The organism is Streptomyces sp. LS1784, assembly GCF_020103755.1.
Lineage (GTDB): Bacteria > Actinomycetota > Actinomycetes > Streptomycetales > Streptomycetaceae > Kitasatospora.
In genome coordinates this window covers 1-1,979 of record NZ_JAHSQD010000933.1, presented here as the reverse complement: position 1 = coordinate 1,979, position 1,979 = coordinate 1, and the positions used below count along the sequence as shown (strand labels likewise).

The 1,979-nt window shown below is 74.6% G+C and carries 2 protein-coding genes; both read right to left on the bottom strand.

What is annotated here, in order from left to right; genetic code table 11:
- Positions 1-948 (bottom strand): RNA polymerase sigma factor (locus tag KS423_RS44380; protein ID WP_224285349.1); only part of this gene is annotated, 948 nt, incomplete at its 3' end.
- Positions 949-1,153: 205 nt separating this feature from the next.
- Positions 1,154-1,979 (bottom strand): CAP domain-containing protein (locus KS423_RS44375; protein ID WP_224285348.1); only part of this gene is annotated, 826 nt, incomplete at its 5' end.

The window sequence follows — 1,979 nt, the reverse complement described above, 5'->3', positions numbered from 1 at the left end:
CGCCAGGACGGCCTTGCGGGCCGCGGTGCCGGCCCAGCCGCCATGCCCTCCCGCGTGCGCGCCGGTACCGGTGTGGGCTCCGGCACCCGTTCCCGCTCCGGAGCCCGCTCCGGTGGCGGCCGCCGGGGAGGCGGCGGTGGCCGCGGCCTGCTGGAAGTGCAGCAGCACGGGCGAGTCGAGCGGGATCGGCACCAGGGCGAGGCCGGCCAGCAGCCCTTCGGCCGGGAACAGGTCCCGGCCGAGGCCGCCGCAGTCGGAACAGTCCCGGATGTGGCGGGCGATGCGCTTGCGCCAGACCGAGTTCGGGGTGCCGTCGAAGCCCGCGGTGAGCTCGGTCAGTCCGGGGCAGCGGGGGTAGGCGCCGAGCGCGCGGACGACGATGCGGCCCGCTTCGAGCTGCTTCTTCATCCGCTGCACGCGCACGGCGGTGTGCTGCGGGGTCAGGTCGAGCGCCTCGGCGAGTTCGGCGCGGGTCAGGTCACCGGCGGCCTCCTGCCACCAGAGGGCGAGCAGCTCGCGGTCGTCGGGGTCCAGCCAGCGGGTGGCCTCGGCCACCTCGCGGCGCTGGCCGGACAGACCGAGGCGCAGGATGGTGAGGTCGGTGAAGTCGGCCCGCGGGTCTTCGACCTCCCAGGTCTCGTCCAGGCCACCGACGGTCGGCTGCTGCTGACCGGCGGCATGCCGACGGCGCACCTGGTTCATGGTGATGGCGACCAGCCAGGACCGGAAGGACTCCGGGTCGCGGAGCCCGTCCAGGCCGTCCAGGGCCCGGATCATGGTCTCCTGCGCGACGTCGTCCACGTCGGCGTGGCCGCCGAGGGCGCGGCCGGCCACGTTGTAGACGAGCGGCAGCCAGGTGGCGACCAGCGCCTCCCGGGCCTGCCGGTCACCTGCCTGCGCCGCGAGCACCAGGGGGGTCCCGGTCCTGTTCTGCACATCAGCCTTCATGGTCCGCGCTCCGTCTTGCCGTGTTTCCGTCCGCCGCTGCCTCCTCGGAGACCCGTGGGAAGTGATCAGATAACAACAATGTGCACGGAATCGGAAAATCGGCCCGGACCGATCTGCCCGGTTTGGAAGGCGGACCTGGCCGGGACGGGGACACGCACGGGGGCAGTCAGGCGCGGGCCGGCTCCGGAGCCGGCCCGGGGTCGGTTCACGCCGGGGCGGCGAACACCTGGGTCCACCACGGACCGTTGGTGCCGGTCCGCACGCCCACGCCGAGTTGCTTGAACGAGCAGTTCAGGATGTTGGCCCGGTGGCCGGGGCTGTTCATCCAGGAGCTCATCACCGCAGCCGGGTCCTTCTGCCCACGGGCGATGTTCTCGCCCCAGGTGCTCCAGCTGTAGCCGGCCGCCTCGATCCGGTGATCGGCGTGATAGCCCTCCGGGCTGGCATGGTCGAAGAAGTTGCGGTCGGCCATGTCGTCACTGTGCGACTGGGCCGCACTCGCCAGCCGGGGCTCGGCGCTGACCGGCCCGCAGCCGGCCTTGGCACGCTCGGCGTTGACCAGGTCCACGACCTTCTGGGCGTACGAGGGAGCCGCGCCCCCGCCCGCCGGTGCGGCCGCGGCGGTCCGCTCGGCACTGACAGGGACGGCAGGGGCGGTACGGGTGGCGCCCGGGGTCGCCTTCGCCGCGGAGGCCGTGGGGGTGGGCACGGCGGTCGGGGTGGCGACGGCCGAAGCCGTCGGGGAGGCCGGAGCGGTCGCGGTCGGCGTTGCCGAGGCGCTCGGGGTGACCGCCGGGTCGGTGGCGGTGGCGGTGGGGGCGGCCGTCGGCGGAACGTCCGGGATCGTCCCGCCGGCGCCGGGCACCTGGATGCCCTCGTGCGTGCCCAGTTCCGCGGAGATCAGCGCGTCGGCGGCCAGCGACTGGCCGGCCATGTCGCGGTCGGTCTGCTTGCCGGCGTACGCCGCGTAGCCCGCGCCGGCCAACGCGGCGAACAGCCCGGTGCCGGCCACGGCGGCGACGACCGCGGCG